We start from the raw sequence: 24922 nt of genomic DNA, 5'->3' as shown, positions 1-24922 counted from the left end.
GTGCCGCCAGTCACGGCGTGACCCGGCACATGCTTGCGGGCGTTAGCTAAGAAGGGAAAAAAGAGAAATGGCGATGCAGGAAAGTCCGGCTTTCGCGAAGTTGGTGCGCGACGTCGTACGCGACTTCGGCGACCCGCAAATCATCTGGCAGATCGTGGCGCTGGTGGTCGCGCTCGGCGTGGCCCTCGTCCTGCGGCGCTGGATGATCGGCCGCCTCGATCGCCATTTCGAGTCGGTGGCACCGTCGCGCCGGGCCGGTTCGTCGAGCCTGCGCCGCTCGTTCTTCCCCATGTTCGGCTGGCTTTGCGTGGCGCTCACGCGCGTGGTGCTGCAAGAGTACATGCGCGTGTCGCTGCTGCGCCTCGCCGAAGTGCCGCTTTTCGGGACGGCGCTGATCTATCTGGCGTTCTACTTCGCACGTCGCCTGTTCGCCTCGTCCCCCCATGCCTACGGGCTGTTGAAGGTATTCGAGCGGGTGTTCACCACGTTCGCCTGGCTATCGATGCTGGCTTACGTGTTGGGCGTGCATGACGACATTCTGAACTGGCTCGCCAGCGTGCGTTTTGCCGTCGGTTCCAGCCATCTGACGCTGCTCTCGATGCTCTCGGGCATCCTCTGGATCGGCGTGACGCTAGTGCTGGCGATGTGGGTGGGGTCGCTGATCGAAGACCGGATCATGCGCACCACCACGCTCGACGGCAACCTCAAGGTGGTGATGTCGCGGCTGGTCAAGGGCGTGCTCACGCTGATCGCCGTGCTTGCCACGCTGTCGTTTGTGGGTATCGACATCACCGTGCTGGGTGTGTTTGGCGGGGCCCTTGGCGTGGGGCTGGGGTTCGGCTTGCAGAAGATCGCGTCGAACTTGGTGTCGGGCTTCATCATCCTGCTCGACCGCTCGGTGCGGCTGGGCGACCTGATCACGGTGGCGCCGTATCACGGCACCGTTTCTCAGATCAACACGCGATATACGGTCGTGCGCGGGCTCGATGGGGTGGAAGCGCTGGTGCCGAACGAGAAGCTCGTCACGGACGTGGTGCAGAACCACTCGTTCACCGAGACGCGTGGGCGGGCCAAAGTGAATGTGCAGGTGGCTTACAGCGCCGACGTAGAACTGGCCATGTCGCTGATGCTGAAGGCTGCCGAGGGGATTCCTCGCGTGCTCACGGACCCGCCGCCCTCGGCGTTGCTCCTGAACTTTGGCGCCGACGGTATGGACCTCGAAATGGGTTTTTGGGTACAAGACCCGGCTTTAGGCAGCGGATCGATCCGATCACAGATAAATTTGCGGATTTGGCGCACATTTCGCGAGCACGGTATTGAAATTCCGTATGCGCAACGCGAAATACGGATTCTGAACGACTGGGCCGACGGTGTGCCTGCGGGCGGGCCGGCGGACGCCGTCAGCCGGGTTAATTTGCCCCCGGGTACCCCGGAACTGGCGCAAACACAGGCGGTTGAGGGCAAAAAGCCGACCCCGTAGACGGTTTTTTCTACGCCGGTGCCTTGACCTGCGACAAAATGCGTGGCGGGGACGTTACACACGGGGAACAGTCCGTCAGGTAAAATGCCCCGCAAACCATAAAAAACCAGACGTTCACTGGCACGTTTAGCGCTCACTCGCCCCGAGGAATTTACGCAACTTGCGGAGTTCCTGCGAATCAAAGCGTCAAGCGAGCGCAAGAACGAGACCGGACGCGGTGGCTGGCCCTCCGCATGGCCCGACAAGACAAGGCGCGGCAACATTGCCGCCATTGCCACCGTATTGATTAGTTTGGAGTGATATTTTGCTGGACAGTCTCCTTGGATTTCTCTCGACCGGCCTGCTCGACTGGAGCGGCTGGAAGATCTTCTTCTTCACGTTGATCGTCACCCATGTGACGATTGCCGGCGTGACGATCTATCTGCACCGTTGCCAGGCGCACCGTGCGCTCGACGTGCACCCCGTTGTCGCCCATTTCTTCCGTCTGTGGCTGTGGATGACCACGGGCATGATCACGAGCGAATGGGCTGCGATTCACCGCAAGCACCACGCCAAGTGCGAAACGCCGGAAGATCCGCATAGCCCGCAAACGCGTGGCCTGTGGAAGGTGCTCGCCGAAGGCGCCGAGTTGTATCGTGCCGAAGCGAAGAACGAAGAAACGATGCGTAAATTCAGTCACGGTACGCCGAACGACTGGATCGAGAACAACATCTACAAGCGCTTTCCGATTCTCGGTATCAGCGTGATGATGATCATCAACATCTCGCTGTTCGGCGCCATCGGTCTGACCGTGTGGGCTGTGCAGATGGTGTGGATCCCGTTCTGGGCGGCAGGTGTGATCAACGGTCTGGGCCACTACTGGGGCTACCGTAACTTCAACTGCGCCGACGCGTCGACGAACCTGTTGCCGTGGGGCATCATCATCGGTGGCGAAGAGCTGCACAACAACCACCACACGTATGCCACGTCGGCCAAGCTGTCGAACAAGTGGTACGAGTTCGACATCGGCTGGCTCTATATCCGCATTCTGTCGGCGGTGGGTCTGGCCAAGGTGAAGAAGATTGCGCCGACGCCGAAGCTCGCAAAGAACAAGGCCGCGTGCGATGACGATACGTTGCAGGCCGTGCTCTCGAACCGCTACGAAGTCATGGAGCGCTACGCCAAGACCTTCAAGCGTGCGTATAGCGAAGAGCTGGCCCGTTTCAAGGAAAAGCGTCAGGTTGGCGAGTATCAGTTGTTGCGCGGCGCCCGCAAGTGGTTGCATCACGACGAAGCCTCGCTGCAAGAGCCGCAGAAGCAACAACTCGGCGAAATCTTCGCGCACAGCAAGTCGGTGCAGACGTACTACGAACTGCGCAGCGAACTGGCCGGTATCTGGGAACGCTCGAACGCCTCGCGCGAGCAGTTGCTGAGCCAGTTGCAGAACTGGTGTCATCGTGCCGAACAAAGCGGGATTCACGCGTTGCAAGAATTCGCGACGCGACTGCGCCGTTACGCGTAAGGCGAATCAGCCAGAATTTCGTTTTTGTCGCATAATCGAAACCCCGCTAGGGCGGGGTTTTGTCATTCCGGTCCCCACAGACCCAGCGAAAATGAATGCCTCACTCAAATCCGTAGAATTCGAGCGCCCCGCACCGAGCGGCGCCCTGTGCGTTGCCCAGGCTTGGGCACGCGTCCCGGATGCACCGTCGCAAGAGGAACGCGCGGCGCTCAAGGCGCGTATCAAGCGTCTGCTCGTCGAGCAGGACGCCGTGCTGGTAGCGCATTACTACGTCGATGCCGACTTGCAGGATCTCGCCGAAGAGACGGGCGGCTGCGTGTCCGACTCGCTCGAAATGGCGCGTTTCGGCCGCGATCATTCGGCCAAGACGCTGGTGGTGGCCGGTGTGCGCTTCATGGGCGAGACGTCGAAAATTCTCAGTCCCGAAAAACGCGTTCTGATGCCCGATCTCGACGCGACCTGTTCGCTCGATCTTGGCTGTCCGGCCGATGAATTTGCGGCGTTCTGCGATGCGCATCCCGACCGCACAGTGGTTGTCTATGCGAACACCAGTGCAGCGGTGAAGGCACGTGCCGACTGGATGGTGACGTCGTCGATCGGGCTGGAAATCGTGGCGCATCTGCACGCGCAAGGTAAGAAGATTCTGTGGGCGCCGGATCGCCATCTCGGCAGCTACGTGCAAAAGCAGACTGGCGCCGATATGTTGATGTGGCAGGGCGCATGCCTCGTGCACGACGAATTCAAGGCGACCGAGCTTGAGCTGCTGCGTCGTGAGCATCCGAATGCGAAGGTGCTCGTGCATCCGGAATCGCCGGCAGCGGTGGTCGAGTTGGCCGACGTGGTCGGTTCGACGTCGCAGATGATCGCGGCGGCACAGACGATGGACGCGACCGAGTTCATCGTGGCGACCGACAACGGCATTCTGCACAAGATGCGGGCGGCGGCACCCGGCAAACGTTTCATCGAAGCGCCGACGGCCGGCAACAGCGCCACCTGCAAGAGCTGTGCGCATTGCCCGTGGATGGCGATGAACAGTCTGCAAAATCTGGCCGACGTTCTCGAGTCCGGACAGAACGAAATTCATGTCGACGCGGAGATTGGCCAGCGAGCCCACACGTGTATCGACCGTATGTTGTCGTTCGCCGAAGCGCGCAAGAAGAACGTGCGCGCTAGTGGCGATTTCGCGCGCGACGGCGCGCTGTTTGCCGGTGTAGGCCCCGCATAATAATGACGCAATCCGTATCTCTGAGCACTACCGAGGCACTCTCTCCCGAGTTCGCCACGTTCGGCGAACCCCTCCAGACCGCACTCTCGCGCAACGTGCGTGACGCGTTGGCCGAAGACATCGGCGCAGGGGACCTGACGGGTTTGTTGGTCCCCGCCGACGAGATGGCGCATGCGCGCATCATCGTGCGTGAAGCCGCTGTGTTGTGTGGCGTGCAATGGTTTGAGGCCTGCATGCGCAGCATCGATGCATCGGTTCGCGTTCAGTGGCATTACCGCGAAGGCGAGCGCATGACCCCCGATTCGGCGGTGTGCGACATCCACGGTCCCGCACGGGCGTTGCTGACGGGCGAGCGCACGTCGATGAATTTCCTTCAGATGCTCTCGGGCGTGGCGACCACGGTGCGCCGCTATGCGGACATCGTCGAAGGCACCAAGGCGCGCGTGCTCGATACGCGCAAGACGCTGCCGGGTTTGCGTCTTGCACAGAAATTTGCCGTGCTGGTCGGCGGCGGGGCGAATCAGCGTCTCGCGCTGTACGACGGTATTCTCATCAAGGAAAACCACATCGCGGCGGCGGGCGGTATTCGTCAGGTGCTCGCGAACGCCGACCGGCTTGCCGATGGCGCGTCGGTGCAGATCGAAGTGGAGTCGCTTGAAGAGCTGGAAACGGCGCTGGAGTGCGGCGCCAAGTCGATCCTGCTCGATAACTTCACGCTGGAAATGATGCGCGAAGCGGCGCGTGTGACGGATGGGCGTGCCGTGCTGGAAGCGTCGGGCGGCATCAATCTGGAGATGCTGCGCGCGATTGCAGAGACCGGTGTTGACCGTATTTCCGTCGGTGGTCTCACCAAGGATGTGCGCGCCACCGATTTCTCGATGCGTATTCTCGAGACGGTGGGCTAATCGCTGCAACAGGAGCAAGCGGGGAGTGCGGCAGGCGCGCCCCCACTGACTTCAGTCTCAGAACAACGCCCTGAACGTTGGATATTGATCCAGTGTTCGGGGCGTTTTCTTTGGGCGAGCGTATCGAGGCGGCGCGAGTCAGCGCTTGCGGGGCAGCACTGGCGAAAGTACTGTCGGCAATGCCTTGGGCAGCGTGTCGGGGAAGTCGCGAGAGTAGTGAAGCCCGCGGCTTTCGTGGCGTGACAGCGCGCTGTCGACGATCAACGACGCCACATCGACCAGATTCCGTAGTTCCAGCAGATCGCGGCTCACGCGGAAGTTCGCGTAGTACTCGGCGATTTCCTCGCGCAGCAACGCAATACGATGCTGCGCGCGCTCCAGGCGCTTGCTTGTGCGCACGATGCCGACGTAATTCCACATCATCCGGCGCAATTCGTCCCAGTTGTGGGCGACCACGACTTCTTCATCCGCATCGGCCACGCGGCTCTCGTCCCATGCGGGCACGTCGGTGATGCCGGGCAGCGACACCTCATCGCGCTGAATATCTTCCGCGGCGGCCTTGCCCAGCACGATGCACTCGAGCAGCGAATTGCTGGCGAGTCGATTCGCGCCATGCAGGCCGGTATAAGTCGCTTCGCCCACCGCATAAAGTCCCGGCAAATCCGTGCGGCCGTTCATATCCGTGACGACGCCGCCACAGGTGTAATGGGCTGCGGGCACCACCGGAATCGGCTGTTTCGTGATGTCGATACCCAGTTCGGCACAGCGCGCGAGAATCGTCGGGAAGTGTTCGCGCAGGAATTCGGGACTCTGGTGGCTGATATCCAGATACACGCAATCGAGTCCGTGCTTCTTCATCTCGAAATCGATGGCGCGCGCCACGATGTCGCGCGGCGCCAGTTCGGCGCGCGGATCGTGTTGCGGCATGAAGCGCGTGCCATCCGGCAGCACCAGCCGGCCACCTTCGCCGCGCACCGCTTCGCTGATCAGAAACGACTTCGCATACGGGTGGTAAAGGCAGGTTGGGTGGAACTGGATAAATTCCATGTTCGCGATCCGGCAACCGGCGCGCCACGCCATCGCGATGCCATCGCCCGTCGCCGTGTCGGGGTTCGTCGTGTAGAGATAGACCTTTCCCGCCCCGCCGGTGGCCAGCACCGTGTGACGCGCGGTCATCGCATGGACCGCGCCGGTGGCCATATCTTGAACGTAAAGTCCTTGGCAATGGCGGCCGGCGGTCGGCGCAGCGTCGGCGCGATCCGAAGTGATCAGATCGACGGCGAAGTGGTTTTCAAACAGCGTGATGTTGGGGTGTTGGCGTACCCGCTCGGTGAGCGTGGTAATCACCGCGTGGCCGGTAGCATCGGCCGCATGAATGATGCGGCGATGGCTGTGACCGCCTTCGCGCGTGAGGTGAAAGCCGAGTTCGGCACCTTCGTCCCGCGTGAACGGCACGCCCTGACCGATTAGCCATTCGATCGCTTCGCGGCTATGTTCGACGATGAAACGCGTGGCGGCCTCGTCACACAACCCGGCGCCGGCGATGAGGGTATCGGCCACATGTTCGTCGACGCTGTCGGCCGAATCGAGCACGGCGGCGATGCCGCCCTGCGCCCAGTCGCTGGCGCCTTCGGGCATCGGGCGTTTTGCGACCAGTGCGACCCGGCAGGTGTTGGCCAGATGAAGGGCGACGGATTGACCGGCGAGTCCACTGCCGACGATGACGACATCGAAATTCATGATACGGGCTGTCTCCGTAATCGACGTCATCTCGGTGACGTGATTCGCATGATGGGAAGTGAGCCAGTATAGCGAGTCAATACGCGCGTGGCACATGACCCTATGCGCACATCGGCGAAATCGGAGAAGGCATGACTACGCAACGCGTAGCTTGGTGAATTTCGGGACGCCCAAATGAAAAACCCCGCCAGAGGCGGGGCATTGAACGCAGCAGCGAACCGCTGCGAGAAAACCTGTTGATCTTATTTGATCTTGGTTTCCTTGTACGGCACGTGCTTACGAGCGACCGGATCAAACTTGCTGATTTCCATCTTTTCCGGTTTGGTACGCTTGTTTTTGGTAGTCGTGTAGAAATGACCGGTACCAGCGGTCGATTCCAACTTGATCTTGTCGCGAGCGCCTTTTGCCATGATGAGCTCCTAAAACTTAGATGGCCTTGCGCGAACGCAGGTCGGCGAGAACGGAATCGATGCCGTTCTTGTCGATCAGGCGCAGGCCAGCGTTCGAGATACGCAGGCGCACCCAACGGTTTTCGCTCTCAACCCAGAACCGGCGATTTTGCAAGTTCGGGAGAAAACGGCGCTTGGTTTTGTTGTTGGCGTGGGAAACGTTGTTGCCGACCATCGGCGCTTTCCCGGTCACTTGACATACGCGTGCCATGAAGCACTCCTAACCCAGAATTCTGTGTAAAAAAAAGTGGTGAGTCGAAAAGACAGACCGCGATGATACCACAAAAATCCCAGACAAATCAATCGCTTTTGGACGATGTAGGACGCGAGCCCATGGTGGGAAGCGCCTGTCGGAGATTCGGGAAGGGACGGATTATAGCGCAAGCGGCCCGCGAAGGCGAACTGCTTGCTAAATTGTTGTGCAGATCACAACTCGCCCTGCTCGGCGAGCGAGTACACGCTATCGCCGGCGACGATGAAATGATCGAGCAAACGTATCTCCAGCAGCGCCAGCGCATCGCCGAGCAACCGCGTGAGTGCTAGATCTGCCGGGCTTGGCAGGGCGACACCCGAGGGGTGGTTGTGGGCGACGATTACCACGGCGGCATTGACTTCGAGTGCGGCGCGCACGATTTCGCGCGGGTAGGCGCAGGTCTGGGTGAGGGTGCCTTCAAACATGATGCGGGCACTCACCAGACGATGACCGGCATCTAGAAACAGGCAGACGAAGCGCTCGCGCGAGTGATCATGCAGCGTCAGTCGAAGGTAATCGCGCACGCGTGACGGCGTATCAAGCACATCGCCGGCCTCCAGCCGCTCGCCCAGCATGCGGCGGGCCATTTCGAGTGCGGCTTGAAACTGCACGAACTTGGCCTGACCGAGCCCGGGAATTTGCCGCAGCGTCTCGAACGGCGAGGCCAGCAGGCGGGTCAATGAGCCGCCGCTGCGCGCGAGCAGGTCGCGGCCAAGATCGACGGCATTACGTCCGCGCGAGCCGGTGCGCAGGAAAATAGCGAGCAATTCGGCATCGGAAAGGGCGTTAGCCCCACGGGCAAGCATTTTTTCGCGGGGCCGCTCGGCGAGCGGCCATTGGGCGATGGACATGACGACTCCAGGCGCAGACACCGCCGCGCGCATGAATCGCCGCGATGTCACTAAAGAGAAATACAGCCGCTGGAGGTAAAATTCCGGACTGCGCGTAGGGGGAGCCGGACGCGCAACGCGTCGTCATTTACAATATTAGCTTGACCTTGCTGTGAGACCCCCATGAATTCTGTCGCACCCCCCGTGGTTCAGGACGATTCCTATCTGACGCTGCACTACCGGATTGGCGCCCCTGACGGCGCGGATATCGTCAACACTTTCGAAGGCACGCCGGCCACGCTGCAACTGGGCGGCGGCCAGATGGCGCCGACGCTCGAACAGGCGCTGCTGGGCATGAATGTGGGGGAGCGCCGTAGTATCGAACTTGCCCCGGAGCAGGCCTTTGGCCCGCGCAATCCCGAGTTGCTGCAACGTGTCACGATGAAGACGCTGCAAGAGAACAGCAATTTCGGCGAAGAATATACCGTGGGCGATCTGGTCGAATTCAACGCGCCGAGCGGTGGCCGCTATGCGGGCATCCTGCGCGAGTTGGGTGACGGCTGGGCATTGTTCGACTTCAACCATCCTTTGGCTGGACAGCCGATTGTGTTCGAAGTCCAGATTATCGGCATTCTGTAGGAATCGAAATGAGCGCCACCCAAGTCGTTGCGCCGACCCTGTCGGACGCGGAAATTCTGCTGGCCCAGCCGCGCGGTTTTTGCGCGGGCGTCGACCGTGCAATCGAGATCGTCGAGCGCGCGCTGTCCATGTATGGTGCCCCGATCTATGTTCGTCACGAGATCGTGCATAACGCCTATGTCGTCGAGAACCTGCGCAAGAAAGGCGCGATTTTCGTCGAAGAGCTGACCGACGTGCCCTCGGGCAACACGTTGATCTTCAGCGCTCACGGCGTGTCGCAAGCCGTGCGTGCCGAAGCTCAGGAGCGCGGTCTGCGCATCTTCGACGCCACCTGTCCGCTCGTGACCAAGGTGCACGTCGAAGTCGCGAAGATGCGCGGCCAGGGGCACGAGATCATCATGATCGGCCACAAGGGCCACCCGGAAGTCGAAGGCACGATGGGGCAGTCGGGCGAGGGCATGTTCCTCGTCGAGACCATCGAAGACGTACTCGCCCTGCAAGTCGCCGACGAAACGAAGCTGGCGTTCGTCACGCAGACGACGCTGTCGGTCGATGACGCCGCCGAAGTGATCAACGCGCTCAAGAAGCGCTTCCCGCTGATCACCGAGCCCAAGAAGCAGGACATCTGCTACGCGACGCAAAATCGTCAGGACGCCGTGAAGTTCATGGCGCCGCAATGCGATGTCGTTGTGGTGGTGGGCAGCCCGAACAGCTCCAATTCGAATCGTCTGCGCGAAGTGGCCGAGAAGATGGGCGTGCCGGCCTACATGATCGATTCGCCGGCGCAGCTCAAGCCCGAGTGGTTCAACGGCAAGCGTCGTATCGGCGTGACGGCAGGCGCTTCGGCACCGGAAGTGCTCGCACAGTCGATCGTTGCGCGTCTGCGCGAACTCGGCGTCAATCAGGTCAAGGTGCTCGAAGGCGTCGAGGAGAACATCGCGTTCCCGCTGCCGAAGGGCCTGACGCCGGTCGCCGAGTAAGTTTTAGGTTGTCAGCATGATCGTCTGCCGGCCCGCGTAAGTTTGCGGGCCGGGAAAGCCGGGGTTGCGCACGATGCGCGCCCCGGCTTTTTGTTGTGTTACGTCCGTCTTCGTCCGCCCCGCCTCGCTTTCCTTCCTCCCCTCGCCAAGCCTGCCACGGCCCGCTCCAGCGCTTTCTGAAAGCGACCCATGCGACGCTCCCCATACCCTTGCGCGTCGTCAATAGGCGCGCGCAAATTCAAGTAAAACCCCACGCGACCTCTACGCAATTCTGCGTACGTTTTTGCGGAATCCCCGCAATGACGATTTGGCGGATTTCGCCGTCTCGGCCATTAAAACCACCTGCGTGATTTCCGCAATTCATCACTTAGTGAATTAATACAAAATAACGCCATTCGTTTTTCAATTATCTAATTATTTATATATTCACTTAATTAGAGTATTCGCTCCAAATCGATCGGGCACGTAATTTGCTTTATTAATAACTATGGTGATGAATCCCATATTTGGTGCATTGTATGCACCATGGAGCCGCCTGAGCGGATTCGCCCAGGTCTGTAAAACCTTGATCGAAAGCGGGGTTGCACTTTTGAAAAAATAGGGTTGCACAAGTCGGTATAAACCTTAGGCCTCCATTATGGAAAACCCTGTGGCGGCGGGCGTCGCAGCCGCAAAGAATGGAGTTACAATGCGCGCGTTTCGCATACGAAACATTGAATTGGCGTTATTGGCGTTTTATTAAACCGCCGACAATCAGGAGATAATCACATGCAACTCAAGTTCGCGAAGGTACTGCCCGTAGTCGCCGCAGTGACGCTGTTGGCGGCATGCGGTCAGAAGGAAGAAAAGCAGGCCGATTCGGGTGCCGCTTCTGCACCTGCCGCGACGACTGCCGCCAGCGGGGGCGGCGATGCGGTTGTTATCAAGATTGGTCACGTTGCACCGTTGACGGGCCAAATTGCTCACTTGGGCAAAGATAACGAAAATGGTGCACGCCTCGCCGTTGAGGAAGCCAACAAGGCCGGTCTGACCATCGACGGCAAGCCGGTCAAGCTGGAACTGGTGGCTGAAGACGATGCGGCCGATCCGAAAACCGCTACCCAAGTTGCACAGAAACTGGTCGACGAGAAGGTCGTCGCAGTGGTGGGCCACTTGAATTCGGGCACGACGATCCCGGCCTCGAAGATCTATAGCGATGCGGGCATCGTGCAGATCTCCCCGTCGGCAACCAACCCGGCCTACACCCAACAGGGCTTCAAGACGGCCTATCGTGTGGTGGCGACGGACGCTCAGCAGGGTCCGGCACTGGCCAACTACGCAACGAAGACGCTGGGCGCCAAGTCGGTGGCCATCGTTGACGATGCGACCGCCTACGGCAAGGGCTTGGCCGACGAGTTCGAGAAGACCGCCAAGGCCAATGGCCTGAAGGTGCTCTCGCACGACGCGACCAACGACAAGGCCACGGACTTCCGCGCCATTCTGACCAAGATCAAGGGTGAGAAGCCGGACATCATCATGTACGGCGGTATGGATGCGACCGGCGGCCCGTTCGCCAAGCAGTCGAAGGAACTGGGTATTGGCTCCAAGGTGCTGGCCGGCGACGGCGTGTGTACCGACAAGGTGGCCGAACTCGCTGGCGACGCCATCGACAACATCGTCTGCTCGGAAGCGGGTATGGCACTGTCGAAGATGGAAGGCGGCGACGACTTCTCCAAGCGTTATGAAGCTCGCTTCAACCAGCCGATTCAGATCTACGCCCCGTTCACGTATGACGCTGTCAATGTGATCGTCGACGCGATGAAGCGTGCCAACTCGACCGATCCGGCCAAGATCCTGGCGGCCATGCCGGCCACCGACTACAAGGGTGTCATTGGCCACATCGCTTTCGACAGCAAGGGCGACATGAAGGAACCGGTGATTACGCTCTACAACTATCAGAACAAGAAGAAGAGCGTGCTTGACGTGGTGAAGATGTAACTCCCGGGCGCTAGCGCCATGAAACGGCACCGTTGCCTACCCTTTCGGTGCCGTTTCTTCATCTGCGGAACGAAGCCGTGCCTGCATGACGGGCACGGCCCCCCCTCCTGAACCAGGATCAGCCTCAACACCCGCAGTTCTCTCAGCCACCCCTGCGACGCCTATCGGTGAAGCGCGCTGGGAGCCCGTTTTCGGGGAACAAGGAGTTAGCTTCATGGATATTTTTATCCAACAAATCTTGAACGGCCTCGTGCTTGGTAGCGTGTACGCGATCATTGCGCTGGGCTACACCATGGTCTACGGCATCTTGGGCATCATCAACTTTGCCCACGCCGACGTGATGATGATCGGCGCGATGGTCGCGCTGTCCACCATCAACTTGCTGATGAAGATCGCACCGAACATGAATCCGGTGCTCATGCTGGCCATCGCCACCGCGGTGTGTGTGCCCGTGTGTGCGTTGACCAACTTCGTGATCGAACGGGTCGCGTACCGGCCGCTGCGCAACGCACCGCGTCTGGCGCCGCTGATCACCGCCATCGGTGTGTCGCTGCTGTTGCAGACGATCGCCATGCTGATCTGGTCGCGCAACCCGTTGTCGTTCCCGCAACTGCTGCCTACCGATGCCATGACGGTCATCCCGGAGCGCGGTAACCATCCGGGCGCTGTGACCAACGGCACCGGTATCGTGATCGTCGTCGTCGCGTTCCTCGTGATGTTCGGCCTCACGCAGCTCGTGAACCGTACCAAGCTCGGCCGTGCCATGCGCGCTACCGCAGAGAACCGCAACGTGGCGGGTCTCATGGGCGTGAACCCCAACTTCGTGATCTCGGCGACGTTTGCGCTGGGCGGCGGACTGGCGGCGCTCGCGGGCGTGATGATGGCGTCGAACTACGGTAATGCGCACTTCTACATGGGCTTCATCCCCGGTATGAAGGCGTTCACCGCCGCCGTGCTCGGCGGTATCGGCAACCTGCAAGGCGCCATGGTCGGCGGCGTGCTGCTCGGCCTGATCGAAGCGCTGGGTGCCGGCTACATCGGTGACCTCACCGGTGGTGTTTTCGGAAGTAACTATCAGGACGTATTCGCCTTCGTCGTTCTGATCGTGGTGCTCGTGTTCCGTCCGTCCGGTTTGTTGGGCGAGCGCGTGGCAGATCGTGCATAAGCGGCGAGGACAAACACAATGAATCAACCTGTGCAAACTTCGTCGGGCCCGGCCACGCAAATTTCGGCGGCCGCCGCCACACGCAAGGCCTATCGCGGCCTCGCCTTCTTCCTGCTTGCGGCCATCTTCGCCCCGGTGCTCGTCGGCTATGCCGGCGGCAACTACTGGGTGCGCGTGCTCGACTTCGCGCTGCTCTACATCATGCTCGCGCTGGGTCTGAACATCGTGGTGGGCTTCGCCGGCCTGCTCGACTTGGGCTACATCGCGTTCTATGCCGTGGGCGCGTACGTTACCGCCTTCCTCAGCTCACCGCACCTCACGACACAGTTCGAGTGGATCGGGCATCTGTTCCCCGGCGGGCTGCATGTGCCCGTATGGTTCACGATACCGATCGGGGCGGCGGTGGCGGCGATATTCGGCATCTTGCTGGGGGCGCCGACACTGCGTCTGCGGGGTGACTACCTGGCCATCGTGACGTTGGGCTTCGGCGAAATCATCCGTATTTTCATGAACAACCTCGACCGTCCGGTGAACATCACCAACGGCCCGAAGGGGATCACCGGCATCCAGCCCGCGTCGTTGTTCGGCTTCGATTTTTCGAAGGCGCACAACTTCTTCGGGATACAGGTCAGCTCGGTGTACATGTATTACTACCTGTTCGTGTTCCTCGCGCTGGTCATCGCGTTCATCTGCGTGCGATTGCAGCACTCGCGCATCGGACGGGCGTGGGTGGCCATTCGTGAAGACGAAATCGCTGCCAAGGCGATGGGCATCAACACGCGCAACATCAAGCTGCTCGCGTTTGCCATGGGCGCGTCGTTCGGCGGTGTGGCCGGCGGCATGTTCTCGGCGTTCCAGGGCTTCGTCTCGCCCGAGTCGTTCACCTTCTGGGAGTCGATCGTCGTGCTCTCGATGGTGGTGCTCGGCGGTATGGGGCACATTCCGGGCGTGATTCTGGGCGGTGTGCTGCTCTCGGCGTTCCCCGAGATCCTGCGCTCGACCATGGGCCCGTTGCAAATGAAGTTGTTCGGCAGCGTCATCGTCGATCCCGAGGTGATCCGGCAACTGCTGTACGGTCTGGCCATGATCTTGATCATGCTGTACCGTCCGGCCGGCCTGTGGCCGTCGCCGCGTCCGGAAGAACGGACTCTGTAAGCCGAGGGAGATGATCTGACTATGAGCGAACAAATTCTTCTGTCCGTGAAGGGCGTGAACAAGCGCTTCGGCGGTCTTCAGGCCCTCACCGATGTGGGCCTGGAAATCAAGCCGGGGCAAATTTATGGACTGATCGGCCCGAACGGTGCCGGCAAGACCACTTTCTTCAACGTCATCACCGGGCTCTACACGCCTGATTCCGGCGAATTCACGCTCGACGGCAGCGCCTACAAGCCGACCGCCGTGCATGAAGTGGCGCGCGCGGGCATTGCCCGCACGTTCCAGAACATTCGCCTGTTCGGCGGCATGACCGTCGTCGAGAACGTGATGGTCGGGCGCCATGTGCGTACGAAGATGGGCGTGATCGGCGCCATCCTCCGGTATCCGGGGGCGAAGGCCGAAGAGCGTGCCATCCGCGACCGCGCGATGGAGCTGCTCGAGTACGTGGGTGTGGCGAAATACGCCAACTACACGGCGGCCAACCTCTCGTACGGCCACCAGCGCCGTCTGGAGATTGCGCGTGCGCTTGCCACCGACCCGAAGCTGCTCGCGCTCGACGAGCCGGCCGCTGGCATGAACGCGACCGAGAAGATCGAATTGCGCGGCTTGCTCGACAAGATCCGCAGCGATGGCCGCACGATTCTGCTCATCGAGCACGACGTGAAGCTGGTGATGGGCTTGTGCAACCGCATGACGGTGCTGGATTACGGCAAGGTGATTGCCGAAGGTTTGCCGCAGGATGTGCAGAAAAATCCTGCGGTGATTGAAGCGTATCTCGGTGCAGGAGGCCATTGATGAGCGCAATGTTGACGATCAAGGGCCTGAAAGTCGCGTACGGCGGGATCAAGGCGGTCAAGGGGATCGACCTGAGTATCGAGCCGGGCGAACTGGTCACGCTAATTGGCGCGAACGGTGCGGGCAAGACGACCACGATGAAGGCCATCACTGGCCTGTTGCCGTGGGCCGATGGTGATATCGAGTATCTGGGCAAGTCGATTCGCGGCGTGAAGGCGTTCGATTTGCTCAAGCAGGGGCTGGCGATGGTGCCGGAAGGTCGCGGCATCTTCACGCGCATGACCATCCTCGAGAACATGCAGATGGGGGCGTATCTGCGCAACGACACGGCCGGGATCAAGAACGACACCGACAAGATGTTCGGTATCTTCCCGCGTCTGAAGGAGCGTAAGGACCAACTCGCCGGCACGCTCTCGGGCGGTGAGCAGCAGATGCTTGCGATGGCTCGCGCACTGATGAGCCAACCGAAGTTGCTGCTGCTCGACGAGCCGTCGATGGGCCTCTCGCCGATCATGGTCGACAAGATCTTCGAAGTGGTTCGTACGGTGTCGAGTGAAGGCGTGACGGTGCTGCTCGTCGAGCAGAACGCACGGCTCGCGTTGCAGGCCGCAAACCGTGGCTATGTGATGGACAGCGGGCTCGTCACCATGACCGGTAACGCGAAAGACATGCTCGACGATCCGAAGGTGCGCGCCGCGTATCTCGGGGAGTAAGTCTGCGCGAGTCGGCACGCATCGATACGCATACGTCGACGCGTTGCCGAAAGGAAAAGAGCGCCGGAGGAAACTCCGGCGCTCTTTTTTTCATGGCAACGACGCTAGCAATTCCAACATTTACAGCAACGCCCCTGCACCGGCCGAGAGCGGCAGACGCTTGCCCAGACTCACGACATCATCGGCGGCATAACCGTGTGCCGCGTAGAAGGCGAGCGCTTCGCGCGACTGCGTGAGCACCTGCAAGTTGAGCTTCAGGCAACCGCGCTCGGTCAGCGCGATTTCTGCATGACGCAGCAACGCACTGGCGACGCCGCGCCGGCGTAGCGATGTTGCGACCGCCAGCGAATACACCCAGCCACGATGCCCGTCGTAACCGGCCATCACGGTGCCGACAATCTTGCGATCGCGCACGGCGACGAAGAACAGGCCGTCGTGCATCGCGACCTTATTGGCGATCGAGCGGCGCGGCTCACGATGCGGCTTGTCCGCGCGGTTGTACTCGGGAAATGCCTCCCGCCAGAGCGCGATCACCGCGTCGGTATCGGTGTCGTCGAACGTGCGGATATGGATGTCGGTGGCCAGCGCGATCACGATGCATTCTCCTTGCCGGTATAAATATCCGGCCGGTGAATCTGCATCATCTTGTTGGGCTCGCCCAGCGGCTCGAAGCCATAACGTGCGTAAAGACTCGCCGCATCGGTGGTGGCGAGCAGAAAGCGCCGCAGGTTCTGCAATGCCGGGTGCGCGAGCACGTTCTCGCACAGGCGCTTGCCGATACCCAGGCCGCGCATCGACGGATCGACGAACACGTCCGCCAGATAAGCGAACGTGGCGCGATCGGTAATCACACGGGCAAAGCCGACCTGCCGCACCGGCCCGCCTTCGACATGCGTGGCATACGCGCCAAAGCACAGCGAATGCGAAATCGCGCGCGTGAGCGTGTCACGCGGAATGTCTTTCGCCCAATGCGTCTGCGTCGACAGCGCCTTGTGAATGAAGCTGATATCCAGTCTGGCCGGATCGGGCGAAATTTCGACGATGGCGTCGGCCGGTGGCGTCGCGTGCGCCTGGCTCATGTCGTTCATCGTGGGTCTCTCCTCTGAGAATCTGGGAACGTGGCCACAGGTATTACGCGTGCTTGGCGAGCAGCGAGTCGAGCATCGAAAGCATCTGATCGATTTCGTCGCGGCTCACGTTGAGTGCAGGCATGAAGCGCAGCAAGTTCGGGCGAGCCGAATTGAGCAGCAGGCCGTCCGGCCCCATGTCGCGCGCCGCTTCTACCAGTTGCGGACCGATGTCGCGCCCGAGCAGCAGCGCACGCAGCAGGCCGGCACCGCGCTCGCCCTGACCACCGTAGCGCGACGACAGATGCTCCAGCCCGGCGCTCAGGTAATCGGCCTGTGCCCGCACGAATTCGAGGAAGCCCGGGGCGCTGACCGTGCGCATCACGGCGAGGCCCACGGCACACATCAGCGGGTTGCCGTTATACGTGCCGCCCTGATCGCCCGGCTGGAAGACGGCGAACTCGTCGCCGCAAAGCATCGCGGCCAGCGGCACGCCGCCGCCGATGCCCTTGCCGAGCGTCATGATGTCGGGCGTGATGCCCGCCTGTTGATGCGAGAAGAGCGTGCCGGTACGGCCGCAGCCCGTCTGCACTTCGTCAACGATGAGGAGCAGGCCGCGCGCCTTCGTGAGCGCGCGCAGTTCCTTGAGAAACGCCTCGGTGGCGGGCACGACGCCCGCTTCGCCCTGAATCGGCTCCAGCATCACGGCGACGGTATCGGGGCCGATGAGGGCCTCGACCGAAGCGATGTCGTTGAGATCGGCCTTCGGGAAGCCCGGCACCTGCGGCGCGAAAATCGTATCCCAGCCCGGCTTGCCGCTGGCCGACATCGTGGCGATCGTGCGGCCGTGGAAACCGTTCTTGAACGTGATGATCTCAAAGCGCGCGCCACCGGCCGGGTTCGGATGCAACTGGCCCCACTTGCGGGCGAGTTTGATGGCGCTTTCGTTGGCTTCGGCGCCGCTGTTCGCGAAGAACACCTTGCCCAGCCCTGACAGGCGCGCGAGGAGGTCGGCCAACTCAATCATCGGCAGGTTGTAGTACGCGGGGCTCGGGTTCAGCAGTTGCGAGGCCTGCGTGGCGAGTGCATCGCGCATGACCGGATGGCAGTGACCGAGGCTGTTCACGGCCCAGCCCTGAATGAAATCGAGATATCGCTTGCCGTCGTGGTCATACAGCCACGCGCCTTTGCCGTGGGTGAACACGAGATCCGGGCGCGACGTGATCGGCAACAGCGCGTGAGTGGCGAACTCGGCAAACTTCGCGTCAGACGAAGTTTTCGAGGTCGACGAAGTTGACGATGACGATGCGGCGGATTGGGAAGCAAGCGACATAACGGTCTCCGAAGGACGAAAGGTAAAGAGACGAGGAATAAAAAAAGCCACGGGGTGTGCCCGTGGCTTTGCTGTGCTTGAGAACTCGCTTGTTATCGCAGTCCATAGCGCGCCGCGCGGCATCCCGGGAGGGGCAGCGTACGGCGACGTCGGATCGAGGCGATGGCAATCAGGTTCATGTCGGCAAGAATAAGGCGATGATGCGGCGCTTGTCAAAGGGAATGCGTGAACTGTCGCGTTCATGCATCTGTCGCTATCCGCCAAATGACGCGCGCCCGGCGATCAGTTGCCGCTCCCCGGGTTGTCCGCCTCGGTGGTGAAGGCGTCGGCGAAGAACGCGTCTTCCGGCAGGCGGTGGTGGGCGATGAAGTCGCGGCGTGCCGACTCGACCATGGCCGGCGCACCGCAGGCGTACACCTCGTAGCCCGACAGATCCGGCAGGTCTTCGACCACGGCGCGGTGCACGAACCCCGTGCGGCCTTGCCACTGGTCTTCCGGTGCGGCTTCGGAGAGTACCGGCACGAACGAGAAGCCGGGAATCTCGCGCGTCCATTGTTCGACCAGATCGCGCAGATAGATGTCCTTCAACTGGCGAGCGCCCCAGTACAGCGTCATCGGGCGATTCAGGCCCTTGTGCACGGCGTGCTCCACGATGGCCTTGATCGGCGCGAAGCCGGTGCCCGAGGCGAGCAGCACAATGGGCTTCTCGGAATCTTCGCGCAGGAAGAACGTGCCGAGCGGGCCTTCGAAGCGCAGGATCTCGCGCTCCTTCATCGTGTTGAAGACGTGATCGGTGAACACGCCGCCGGGCATATGGCGCAGGTGCAGATCGATGAAGCCTTCTTCGTGCGGCGCGGTGGCCATCGAATAGCTGCGGCGGCGGCCGTCTTTCAGGATGAATTCGATGTACTGGCCGGCGAGGTACTGAAAGCGCTCGTTCGCGGGCAGTTGCAGGCGCATGACGATGACGTCGTCGGCGACGCGCGTCAGTGCATTCACGCGGCACGGCAGGCGTTTGACCGGGATGTCGCCGATGCCCTTGACTTCGCGGCTCTCGACGACAACGTCGCTCTTGGCGTGTGCGCAGCACAGCAGTGCGAAACCGCGCGTTTCCTCGTCCTTGGTGAGCGCAGTCACCGAGTGCGCGCCGTGCTCGACGGTGCCCTCGACGAGCTTCGCCTTGCATGACCCGCAGCCACCGTTCTTGCAGCCGTAGGGCAGGCCGATGCCCTGACGTAGCGCGGCCGAGAGCAGTGCCTCGCCGTCTTCGACCTGGAACTCGCGCCCGCTCGGCACGAGGGTAACGTTGTAAGCCATACTACAATCCGAAAAATGAAAAATCCGTCCAAATCCCTCGGTCGCCCACGCCTTCTGGTCGTGGGCTGCGGCGATGTCGGCATGCGTGCACTGCCGGCCCTCGTCAAACGTTTTCGCGTCTACGCCGTGACGTCCAGCGATGCGCGTCATGCCGTCTTGCGTGCGGCGGGTGCTGTGCCCGTTGCGGCCAATCTGGACGACCGCGCGAGTCTCGCCCGTATCGCCCATCTGGCGCCGCGTGTGCTGCATCTGGCCCCGCCTGACGGTGTGGCCGGCAGCGGCACGCAGGACCTGCGCACGCGCCGTTTGCGGGCCGCACTTTTGCGGCCCTCGAAGCCCAATATTGTACCCGAGGGGGGCGCACGCGCTTCGCGTCGCATCCTCGTCTACGCCAGTACCAGCGGGGTGTATGGGGATTGCGGCGGGGCGCGGGTGGATGAGACTCGCACGCCGCAAGCGCGTTCGCCGCGCGGGCAGCGGCGTGTGGACGCCGAGCGCACGTTGCGCGCACTGGGGCGGCCGTCCGCGCATGCCCGTAATGCGCGCCGCGAGTGGGCGGCGGGGCCGCCACGCACGCTCTCACCGGGCAGTGCGACGAGCGTTGCGGGTGTGCGCGCCAGTTGGCGGCAGGCGGAGCGGGCCCGGGTGCGCTGGCGCGCGTCCATCGTCCGCATTCCCGGGATCTACGCCGCCGAGCGGCTGCCGACGGCGCGTCTTGAGCGTGGCACACCCGCATTGCGCGAATCGGACGACGTGTACACCAACCATATTCATGCGGACGATCTGGCGGCGATTCTGATCCGGGCAATGTGGCGCGGCAAGCCGCAACGCGTGGTGCATGCGAGCGACGACACCCAATGGCGCATGGGCGAATACTTCGACCGTGTTGCCGATGCGCTCGGTCTGGCCCGCCCGCCGCGCATCTCGCGCGAAGCGGCGGTGCGCGAGTTGCCGCCGACGCTGCTGTCGTTCATGTCGGAATCGCGCCGGCTGGACAACACGCGTCTGAAGCGCGAGCTCGGCTATCGGCTGAAGTATCCCGACGTGGCGGCGCTGCTGGCGACACTCGAAACATGACGACATTTCGAAATTTCATGTTGGCGGCGCTGATCGGCATTGCGCCGCTATCGGCCGCCTATGCCGAACCCGATATTCGCGTCGGCTTCTCCCCTGAGGGCTCGGCGCGCACGCTGGTGCTGGAGACCATTGGCAGCGCAAAACACAGCATCCAGATGCTCGCCTATTCGTTTCAGGCGCCTGACATCATGCAGGCGCTGGTCGACGCGAAAAAACGCGGCGTGGATGTGCGTGTGGTGATCGACAAGAAGCGCAATACCGGCAAAGCCAGCAAGGCGGCGATGGACTTCGTGACGGAGCAGGGCGTGGCGCTGCGCACCAACGACCACTTCAATATCCATCACGACAAGACGATCATCGTCGATGGCCATACGGTGGAAACCGGCTCGTTCAACTTTGCGCCGTCCGCCGAGACGCGCAATTCCGAGAACGTGATCGTCATTCGCGATATGCCCGGCATTGCGCGCCAGTACGTCGCGCACTGGCAGTCGCGTTGGGATCTCGGCGAGCCTTATCCGCCCTCGGCGCCACGTTGAGGTTGCCGCGCGCATTGCCGCCGATGTTACCGCCGATGTTGCCGCTGACGGGGTCGATTAAGCGCCTGATCAAACCTCGCCGCTCGCCGATCCCCCCAATGCTTTGATGAGCGTGAGCGTTGCGTCGATCTGATCGAGGCGCGATTGCGCGGCGTTCCGGCGTGCCTGCCGCGCAAGACGTTGTGCATCGAGCCACGTCTGCAAGTCGATGTCACCGGCGCGATAACGCGCACCCGATAATGCCGAAGCGCGCTGCGCGAGTGTCGCCGCCCGCGCCAGCGCTTCGTACTGTACCGACGTGCGCTCGCGCGTCGAGAGCGCATCTTCTACTTCCTTGAGTGCCGTGAGCAGCGTGCTGCGAAACACGACCGTCGATTGCTCGAAGTCATTGCGGGCGAGTGCCGTCGTGAAGCGCGCCGTCTGAATTTGCAGGAACGGCATGGCAATCGTCGCGGCGAGCGTGCCGACGGGATTGGCGAGCAAGCGCGACAGCGAGTCGCTGGTGGTGCTGGTCGACCCCGTGAGCGTGAGCGACGGATAAAACGACAGACGTGCCGCATCGACATCGGCTAATCGCGCCCGAACGCGGGTTTCGGCCGCAGCCAGATCGGGGCGACGCGCGAGCAATTCAGCGGGCAAGCCCGGCGCCACCTCGGGCAACGTCGTGTCTGCCAGCGACTCGCGCTCGTTAAAGCGTGTCTGAGCCGGTTCGCCGAGTGCATTCGCCAGCGCATGCCGGGCGAGATCGCGCAAACGTTCCCAATCGGCCAATGCGCCAGCAACGGTGTCGCGATCCTGTTGTGCCTGCACCGGGTCGAGCGCCGATACGGCCCCGGCGCGGCGGCGTGCGTCGACCAGCGCCACGACCTTGTCGGCGGAAGCCAGATCGTCCTTCGCGCTGCGTACGTTGTCGTTCAGATAAGCGAGACGCCAGTACAGCGACGCGACGTCGCTCGACAGCGTGAGCACGGCGGCGCGGCGATCCCATGCGCTGGCAGCCGCTTGCCAGTTGCCCGCATCGCGTTGCGCGGCGAGCTTGTTCCACAAATCCACTTCATAGCTGATGCTTGCGTTGGTGCCAGACGTCGTTTGCGTCTGCCCAATCGCGGCAATGGCCGCGTTGCCACCATCGAGCGAACGCGACTTAGCCCCCGCAATCGAGGCAGAGAGTTGCGGCCAGCGATTCGCCCCCGTCAGCCCGGCCTGAAGCGCGTCGCGATCCGCCTGAAGCGATTTGAGCGCCAGCCCCGGGTTGCCCGCAAGCGCGCGGGTGACGAGCATGTTCAAACCGGATTCGCCGAAGCCTTGCCACCACGGATCGATTTCAGCAGGCGTATCACTCGCCGCTTGGGCCTGTGAGGCAGCGCGGGTCGATGGGGTGCCATCGAGGGGCGTGCGGTATTGCGCGGGCACCGGCAGCGCCGGACGTTCGTAATCGGTACGCATCAGACCGCACCCGGCGAGCAGCAAGGCGAGGCTTAGCACAGACAGCACGGGCAGACGGGCGCGGGACGGCGAAGGCGTCGGGAAACGTAACAGGGAGCGGGTCATCGAATCGTCAAAAAGACCCCCGCGCGCGACACCGAATCGCGCGCGGGGTATAAATCCATCCCGTGCCTGAGGGGGGGGGCGCAGCGGGACGGTTGGGGGGCAATTCATTCACGGGCCAGCGCATCGACCGGGTCGAGCCGTGCCGCACTGCGCGACGGCCACCAGCCGCTGGCGACGCCGATGACACTGGCGCATAACACGGCCGCCGCAAAGGTGTTGACGGAGAACACGACGGCCACCTGCGGCACCGCAAACGCGACGAGTTGGCCGATGGCGTACGACAGCACCACGCCGACGGCACCGCCCATCAGGCAGACCAACACCGCCTCGATCAGAAACTGGCGCAGGATGTCCTGCCGCCGTGCGCCGATAGCACGGCGAATACCGATCTCACGGGTGCGTTCCGTGACCGACACCAGCATGATGTTCGCCACACCAATGCCGCCTACGACGAGCGAAATCAGCGCGACGAACGAGAGCAGCAGCGTCAGCATCTGACTGGTGCGCGAGATCGACTTCACGACCGTGTCCATGTTGAACGTGAAGAAGTCCTTGTTGCCGTGCGCCCGAGTCAGCACGCGCACGATGCCCGCTTCCGCCGCTGACGGCGGATGACCGTCGAGAATGCGCACGGTGATCGCTTCCAGATGCTGCTGACCCGCGAGACGGCTCGCGGCGGTGGACCACGGCACGTAGAGGTTGAGCGATCGGCTGACGAACATCGACGAACGGTCGCGCACCACACCGATCACCCGCAGCGGTAACGAGCCCGCCAGCACGATCTGACCGATCGGGTCGCCGCCGTTCGGCATCAGCTTGCGCAACGCGTTTTCGCCGATCACGGTCACCTGCGCCTGACGCTCGACCTCGCTGGTATCGAAGCCACGCCCGCGCGCGAGTTTCAGCCCGTTGGCCCGCAGGAAATTCGCGCCTTCGCCATGCACTTGGGCGTCGGTATCGATGCGGCCGAAGCGCACGCGTACCGTGCGCGCGTTCACCTGCGGCGACACGCTGTCGGTGTACGGCTGCGCGGCGAGCAGTTCGGCGTCGCGCGGCAGCAGCGTGCGAATCTCGGCGGCCTTGTCGTCGTTGAAGTCCCTGCCGCGCAGCACGGTGATCGTGTTCGGCGCGATGCTGCCGATATCGTTGAGCACGCGGCGTTTGGTGCCCTCGCCAATGGCGGAGAGCGAGACCACCGACGTGATGCCGATGACGATGCCGAGCATCGTGAGCCCCGTGCGCAACCGGTGCGAAGCCAGCGCATGCCACGCCATCGACAAGCTCTCCGAGAACTTCGGCCACCCGGCGAGCCAGCGACGGCGCACTTCGACTGCCCGGGGCTTCTGCATGGCGATGTCATCGGTCGTCGGGGCCTCTGCTGCACTGATGTGATCAATCTGCCCAGCGCGAGTGTCTTCTTGTGTCTCTGTCGGCGTTTGTGTTTGTGTTTGCGTCTGCGTGCGTTCACGCGTCAGCGCGGCAAGTTCTGCCGTGCGCGGTGTGTCGTTCACGCGATCGCGCACGATGCGGCCATCGGCAATTTCGATGACGCGTTGCGCCCACGCGGCGACGCCGGGGTCGTGCGTGACGAGAATGATCGTGTGACCTCGTGCGTGCAGTTCACACAGGATCTGCATGACTTCCAGACCGCTGCGGCTGTCCAGCGCCCCGGTCGGTTCGTCCGCGAGGATGATGTCGCCGCCGTTCATCAGCGCGCGCGCAATACTCACGCGTTGCTGTTGCCCGCCGGACATTTGCGACGGCCGGTGTGACAGATGTCCGCCGAGTCCCAGTCGCCCGAGCAAAGCTGCCGAGCGTTGCGCACGCGCGGTCTTCGTGGTCCCGGCATACACGGCGGGCACTTCGACATTGCCCTGCGCCGTGAGGTGCCCCATCAGGTGATAGCGCTGAAAAATGAAGCCGAAGTGCTCGCGGCGCAGCGCGGCGAGGTCGTCGTCGGAGAGCGAGGCCACATTGCGGCCATCGATTTCATAGCACCCGCTGCTGGCCCGGTCGAGACACCCGAGCACGTTCATCAGCGTCGATTTGCCGGAGCCCGATGGCCCCATGATGGCCACCATCTCGCCACGCTGGATGACCAGTTCGACGTCGCGCAAGACGGTCACGGTACCGACACCCTCGCCAAACGAGCGCGCCACGCCCGACAGGCGCAGCAGCGGGGCGCGGGCGGGCGTGCCGTCGCGCACGTCGTCCGGCATATCGGATGCCGGAAA

Annotated in this window: 23 protein-coding genes; 13 read left to right on the top strand and 10 right to left on the bottom strand. The window is 62.3% G+C overall.

Annotated features, from left to right (window positions below):
• Window positions 1–67 precede the first annotated feature (67 nt).
• From AT302_RS21685 to nadC, 4 genes are all read left to right on the top strand, one after another.
• Window positions 68–1480 carry a mechanosensitive ion channel family protein gene (locus tag AT302_RS21685; RefSeq protein ID WP_064674989.1) on the top strand — a complete coding sequence of 471 codons (1413 nt, stop codon included), beginning with the start codon at window positions 68–70 and terminating at the stop codon, window positions 1478–1480.
• 304 nt (window positions 1481–1784) lie between these two features.
• Complete coding sequence (locus tag AT302_RS21680) at window positions 1785–2981, top strand: DesA family fatty acid desaturase (protein WP_058375790.1); 1197 nt, start codon at window positions 1785–1787, stop codon at window positions 2979–2981.
• A 91-nt stretch (window positions 2982–3072) separates the two neighbouring features.
• Window positions 3073–4206: a quinolinate synthase NadA gene (nadA, locus tag AT302_RS21675; protein WP_058375789.1), complete on the top strand. Its 1134-nt coding sequence runs from the start codon at window positions 3073–3075 to the stop codon at window positions 4204–4206.
• Between the two features lie 2 nt (window positions 4207–4208).
• Window positions 4209–5111, top strand: a complete 903-nt coding sequence (gene nadC / locus AT302_RS21670; RefSeq protein ID WP_058375788.1) for a carboxylating nicotinate-nucleotide diphosphorylase — start codon at window positions 4209–4211, stop codon at window positions 5109–5111.
• Between the two features lie 138 nt (window positions 5112–5249).
• Here nadC and nadB read toward each other — a convergent pair whose 3' ends face one another.
• The 4 genes from nadB to radC all read right to left on the bottom strand — a co-directional run bounded on the left by nadB (window position 5250) and on the right by radC (window position 8404).
• Entirely contained in the window at window positions 5250–6851 is a 1602-nt protein-coding gene (gene nadB / locus AT302_RS21665; protein WP_058375787.1) for an L-aspartate oxidase, read from the bottom strand.
• A gap of 242 nt (window positions 6852–7093) precedes the next feature.
• Complete coding sequence (rpmG, locus tag AT302_RS21660; protein ID WP_058375786.1) at window positions 7094–7261, bottom strand: 50S ribosomal protein L33; 168 nt, start codon at window positions 7259–7261, stop codon at window positions 7094–7096.
• A 16-nt stretch (window positions 7262–7277) separates the two neighbouring features.
• Complete coding sequence (gene rpmB / locus AT302_RS21655) at window positions 7278–7511, bottom strand: 50S ribosomal protein L28 (RefSeq protein WP_058375785.1); 234 nt, start codon at window positions 7509–7511, stop codon at window positions 7278–7280.
• Window positions 7512–7726: 215 nt separating this feature from the next.
• Window positions 7727–8404: a RadC family protein gene (gene radC, locus AT302_RS21650; RefSeq protein WP_058375784.1), complete on the bottom strand. Its 678-nt coding sequence runs from the start codon at window positions 8402–8404 to the stop codon at window positions 7727–7729.
• Window positions 8405–8566: 162 nt separating this feature from the next.
• Here radC and AT302_RS21645 point away from each other — a divergent pair, with 162 nt between their 5' ends.
• The 7 genes from AT302_RS21645 to AT302_RS21615 all read left to right on the top strand — a co-directional run bounded on the left by AT302_RS21645 (window position 8567) and on the right by AT302_RS21615 (window position 15807).
• Window positions 8567–9022: an FKBP-type peptidyl-prolyl cis-trans isomerase gene (locus AT302_RS21645; protein WP_058375783.1), complete on the top strand. Its 456-nt coding sequence runs from the start codon at window positions 8567–8569 to the stop codon at window positions 9020–9022.
• A gap of 8 nt (window positions 9023–9030) precedes the next feature.
• A complete protein-coding gene (ispH, locus tag AT302_RS21640) occupies window positions 9031–10002 on the top strand; it encodes a 4-hydroxy-3-methylbut-2-enyl diphosphate reductase (protein WP_058375782.1) in 972 nt (323 codons plus the stop codon).
• A gap of 768 nt (window positions 10003–10770) precedes the next feature.
• On the top strand, window positions 10771–11979 hold the full coding sequence (locus AT302_RS21635; protein WP_058375781.1) for a branched-chain amino acid ABC transporter substrate-binding protein: 1209 nt from the start codon (window positions 10771–10773) through the stop codon (window positions 11977–11979).
• Window positions 11980–12193: 214 nt separating this feature from the next.
• Window positions 12194–13144, top strand: coding sequence for a branched-chain amino acid ABC transporter permease (locus AT302_RS21630; RefSeq protein ID WP_058375780.1), 951 nt, complete (start codon window positions 12194–12196; stop codon window positions 13142–13144).
• An 18-nt stretch (window positions 13145–13162) separates the two neighbouring features.
• Window positions 13163–14299, top strand: a complete 1137-nt coding sequence (locus AT302_RS21625) for an ABC transporter permease subunit (RefSeq protein WP_237171988.1) — start codon at window positions 13163–13165, stop codon at window positions 14297–14299.
• Window positions 14300–14320: 21 nt separating this feature from the next.
• On the top strand, window positions 14321–15094 hold the full coding sequence (locus AT302_RS21620) for an ABC transporter ATP-binding protein (protein ID WP_058375779.1): 774 nt from the start codon (window positions 14321–14323) through the stop codon (window positions 15092–15094).
• On the top strand, window positions 15094–15807 hold the full coding sequence (locus tag AT302_RS21615; RefSeq protein ID WP_058375778.1) for an ABC transporter ATP-binding protein: 714 nt from the start codon (window positions 15094–15096) through the stop codon (window positions 15805–15807). The genes AT302_RS21620 and AT302_RS21615 overlap by 1 nt, the downstream gene beginning before the upstream one ends.
• A gap of 120 nt (window positions 15808–15927) precedes the next feature.
• Here AT302_RS21615 and AT302_RS21610 read toward each other — a convergent pair whose 3' ends face one another.
• The 4 genes from AT302_RS21610 to AT302_RS21595 form a co-directional block, all read right to left on the bottom strand.
• Window positions 15928–16398 (bottom strand): GNAT family acetyltransferase, encoded by a 471-nt coding sequence (locus AT302_RS21610; protein WP_058379842.1) that lies wholly within the window; start codon window positions 16396–16398, stop codon window positions 15928–15930.
• Entirely contained in the window at window positions 16398–16895 is a 498-nt protein-coding gene (locus tag AT302_RS21605) for a GNAT family N-acetyltransferase (RefSeq protein WP_084656384.1), read from the bottom strand. The genes AT302_RS21610 and AT302_RS21605 overlap by 1 nt, the downstream gene beginning before the upstream one ends.
• A 43-nt stretch (window positions 16896–16938) precedes the next feature.
• Window positions 16939–18207 (bottom strand): acetylornithine transaminase, encoded by a 1269-nt coding sequence (locus tag AT302_RS21600; RefSeq protein ID WP_084656383.1) that lies wholly within the window; start codon window positions 18205–18207, stop codon window positions 16939–16941.
• A gap of 282 nt (window positions 18208–18489) precedes the next feature.
• A complete protein-coding gene (locus AT302_RS21595; RefSeq protein ID WP_058375777.1) occupies window positions 18490–19524 on the bottom strand; it encodes a CDP-6-deoxy-delta-3,4-glucoseen reductase in 1035 nt (344 codons plus the stop codon).
• Window positions 19525–19605: 81 nt separating this feature from the next.
• Here AT302_RS21595 and AT302_RS21590 point away from each other — a divergent pair, with 81 nt between their 5' ends.
• Window positions 19606–20601, top strand: coding sequence for a Rossmann-fold NAD(P)-binding domain-containing protein (locus AT302_RS21590; RefSeq protein WP_322788717.1), 996 nt, complete (start codon window positions 19606–19608; stop codon window positions 20599–20601).
• A complete protein-coding gene (locus AT302_RS21585; RefSeq protein ID WP_058375775.1) occupies window positions 20598–21137 on the top strand; it encodes a phospholipase D family nuclease in 540 nt (179 codons plus the stop codon). Before AT302_RS21590 ends, AT302_RS21585 begins: the two co-directional genes overlap by 4 nt.
• 69 nt (window positions 21138–21206) lie before the next feature.
• Here AT302_RS21585 and AT302_RS21580 read toward each other — a convergent pair whose 3' ends face one another.
• Window positions 21207–22688, bottom strand: a complete 1482-nt coding sequence (locus AT302_RS21580) for an efflux transporter outer membrane subunit (protein WP_058375774.1) — start codon at window positions 22686–22688, stop codon at window positions 21207–21209.
• Window positions 22689–22792: 104 nt separating this feature from the next.
• Window positions 22793–24907, bottom strand: a complete 2115-nt coding sequence (locus AT302_RS21575) for a MacB family efflux pump subunit (RefSeq protein ID WP_058379839.1) — start codon at window positions 24905–24907, stop codon at window positions 22793–22795.
• Window positions 24908–24922 lie beyond the last annotated feature (15 nt).

Source organism: Pandoraea norimbergensis (genome assembly GCF_001465545.3).
GTDB classification, from domain to species: Bacteria; Pseudomonadota; Gammaproteobacteria; order Burkholderiales; family Burkholderiaceae; genus Pandoraea; species Pandoraea norimbergensis.
This window is presented reverse-complemented; position numbering and strand designations above follow the sequence as displayed.

Coding starts and splice junctions, on each gene's coding strand:
- nadC (WP_058375788.1), top strand. CDS start 4,209: ATGACGCAATCCGTATCTCTGAGCACTACCGAGGCACTCTCTCCCGAG.
- AT302_RS21630 (WP_058375780.1), top strand. CDS start 12,194: ATGGATATTTTTATCCAACAAATCTTGAACGGCCTCGTGCTTGGTAGC.
- nadA (WP_058375789.1), top strand. CDS start 3,073: ATGAATGCCTCACTCAAATCCGTAGAATTCGAGCGCCCCGCACCGAGC.
- nadB (WP_058375787.1), bottom strand. CDS start 6,851: ATGAATTTCGATGTCGTCATCGTCGGCAGTGGACTCGCCGGTCAATCC.
- AT302_RS21615 (WP_058375778.1), top strand. CDS start 15,094: ATGAGCGCAATGTTGACGATCAAGGGCCTGAAAGTCGCGTACGGCGGG.
- AT302_RS21620 (WP_058375779.1), top strand. CDS start 14,321: ATGAGCGAACAAATTCTTCTGTCCGTGAAGGGCGTGAACAAGCGCTTC.
- AT302_RS21605 (WP_084656384.1), bottom strand. CDS start 16,895: ATGAACGACATGAGCCAGGCGCACGCGACGCCACCGGCCGACGCCATC.
- AT302_RS21685 (WP_064674989.1), top strand. CDS start 68: ATGGCGATGCAGGAAAGTCCGGCTTTCGCGAAGTTGGTGCGCGACGTC.
- rpmG (WP_058375786.1), bottom strand. CDS start 7,261: ATGGCAAAAGGCGCTCGCGACAAGATCAAGTTGGAATCGACCGCTGGT.
- AT302_RS21580 (WP_058375774.1), bottom strand. CDS start 22,688: ATGACCCGCTCCCTGTTACGTTTCCCGACGCCTTCGCCGTCCCGCGCC.
- AT302_RS21645 (WP_058375783.1), top strand. CDS start 8,567: ATGAATTCTGTCGCACCCCCCGTGGTTCAGGACGATTCCTATCTGACG.
- AT302_RS21585 (WP_058375775.1), top strand. CDS start 20,598: ATGACGACATTTCGAAATTTCATGTTGGCGGCGCTGATCGGCATTGCG.
- AT302_RS21575 (WP_058379839.1), bottom strand. CDS start 24,907: ATGCCGGACGACGTGCGCGACGGCACGCCCGCCCGCGCCCCGCTGCTG.
- radC (WP_058375784.1), bottom strand. CDS start 8,404: ATGTCCATCGCCCAATGGCCGCTCGCCGAGCGGCCCCGCGAAAAAATG.
- AT302_RS21625 (WP_237171988.1), top strand. CDS start 13,163: ATGAATCAACCTGTGCAAACTTCGTCGGGCCCGGCCACGCAAATTTCG.
- AT302_RS21635 (WP_058375781.1), top strand. CDS start 10,771: ATGCAACTCAAGTTCGCGAAGGTACTGCCCGTAGTCGCCGCAGTGACG.
- ispH (WP_058375782.1), top strand. CDS start 9,031: ATGAGCGCCACCCAAGTCGTTGCGCCGACCCTGTCGGACGCGGAAATT.
- rpmB (WP_058375785.1), bottom strand. CDS start 7,511: ATGGCACGCGTATGTCAAGTGACCGGGAAAGCGCCGATGGTCGGCAAC.
- AT302_RS21595 (WP_058375777.1), bottom strand. CDS start 19,524: ATGGCTTACAACGTTACCCTCGTGCCGAGCGGGCGCGAGTTCCAGGTC.
- AT302_RS21600 (WP_084656383.1), bottom strand. CDS start 18,207: ATGTCGCTTGCTTCCCAATCCGCCGCATCGTCATCGTCAACTTCGTCG.
- AT302_RS21590 (WP_322788717.1), top strand. CDS start 19,606: ATGCGTGCACTGCCGGCCCTCGTCAAACGTTTTCGCGTCTACGCCGTG.